Below are 596 nucleotides of genomic sequence, written 5' to 3'. Positions count from 1 at the left end.
ATACCACAGTCAAAGTGTGGTGCCTTACCGCTTGGCGATATCCCTACATGGGGTGAATGATGGGACTCGAACCCACGACAACCAGAACCACAATCTGGCGCTCTACCAACTGAACTACATTCACCATCATATTTTGGTGCGCCATCAGGGATTCGAACCCGGGACACCCTGATTAAGAGTCAGGTGCTCTACCAACTGAGCTAATAGCGCATAATAATGGTGCGTCTTAAGAGATTCGAACTCCTGGCCCACGCCTTAGAAGGGCGTTGCTCTATCCAGCTGAGCTAAAGACGCATGTATTGGAGCGGGTGAAGGGAATCGAACCCTCGTGGCTAGCTTGGAAGGCTAGAGCTTTACCATTAAGCAACACCCGCATACATTGGAGCAGAAGACGGGACTCGAACCCGCAACATCCACCTTGGCAAGGTGGCGCTCTACCATTGAGCCACTTCTGCGTATGCTATATTCAATTAATTTAATTAATGGTGCAGGTGAAGGGAGTCGAACCCCCACGCCTAAGGCGCTAGATCCTAAGTCTAGTGCGTCTGCCAATTCCGCCACACCTGCACGTTATTTAATTAAATTGGTGGCTCGCC

General features: G+C 50.5%; 6 tRNA genes. All 6 read right to left on the bottom strand.

From position 1 onward, the window contains the following. Window positions 1-48: 48 nt before the first annotated feature. Window positions 49-124: transfer RNA gene (locus K5V21_RS19100), tRNA-His, on the bottom strand. A gap of 10 nt (window positions 125-134) precedes the next feature. Further along, window positions 135-210, bottom strand: a tRNA-Lys gene (locus K5V21_RS19095). Window positions 211-217: 7 nt separating this feature from the next. After that, window positions 218-294: transfer RNA gene (locus K5V21_RS19090), tRNA-Arg, on the bottom strand. A gap of 6 nt (window positions 295-300) precedes the next feature. Then, window positions 301-374: transfer RNA gene (locus K5V21_RS19085), tRNA-Gly, on the bottom strand. 6 nt (window positions 375-380) lie between these two features. Continuing rightward, a tRNA-Gly gene (locus K5V21_RS19080) sits at window positions 381-455 on the bottom strand. A 28-nt stretch (window positions 456-483) separates the two neighbouring features. Beyond that, window positions 484-567 (bottom strand) — tRNA-Leu (locus tag K5V21_RS19075). Between the last annotated feature and the right edge of the window lie 29 nt (window positions 568-596).

Source organism: Clostridium sardiniense (assembly GCF_019753795.1).
GTDB classification, from domain to species: Bacteria; Bacillota; Clostridia; order Clostridiales; family Clostridiaceae; genus Clostridium; species Clostridium sardiniense.
The sequence above is the reverse complement of the archived record's forward strand: the minus strand, read 5'-3'. Positions and strand labels throughout refer to the sequence as shown.